Origin of the sequence: Paraburkholderia kirstenboschensis (assembly GCF_904848585.1) — a bacterium.
Taxonomy (GTDB): Bacteria; Pseudomonadota; Gammaproteobacteria; order Burkholderiales; family Burkholderiaceae; genus Paraburkholderia; species Paraburkholderia kirstenboschensis.
Map to the genome: position 1 here is coordinate 1 of NZ_CAJHCR010000098.1, position 551 is coordinate 551.

1 pseudogene is annotated in these 551 nt (G+C 56.3%); it reads left to right on the top strand.

The features are described 5' to 3' along the window. Positions 1 to 164: 164 nt before the first annotated feature. Positions 165 to 551, top strand: a pseudogene (locus tag JMY24_RS39200) (hypothetical protein); the annotation flags it as partial.

The following is a 551-nucleotide window of genomic DNA, read 5'->3' on the forward strand; positions in this document are numbered from 1 at the left end:
TACGTTTTATGGACGCCCCGGAATTATGCACAGTTTGTCGGTCATTCTGAGGTGCAACGCCCAATTCCTCTGGGTGCCAGGTAGCGCCTCACCATCGGCCAACCGTGCATAACAGATACTGCTCTTCCCGGATGGCTTCATCGCCATCTCTCAGGAGAGCGATCATGATCACGCCAGTCGTTTCTGAAGTTGTCGTGTGCAACCGCGCACGGTACGGCGCACGTGGACCCGTCGTTGGGAATTTCACCGACTACTTGGGGCGTCACGGATATGCGGGTATTACTAAAGAGAACTATCTGCCATGCGCCTCCCACTTCGGACGGTGGTTGACTGCCCGACGCATCGCTATCAATCACATCGACGAGACAGTGCTGCATCGCTTTCTCACGGAGCACCTTCCCGTCTGTCACTGCAGCAAGCCAAGTCCACGCACCCCCGCTAACCTTCGCCGTGCGCTGCGTCATCTGCTTCGCATGCTGCGCTCGGAGGGAATCATTCCCTCGACATCAGCGCCGGTTTCCAATTTCATAAGGGAAGAACTTCGGCTCTTT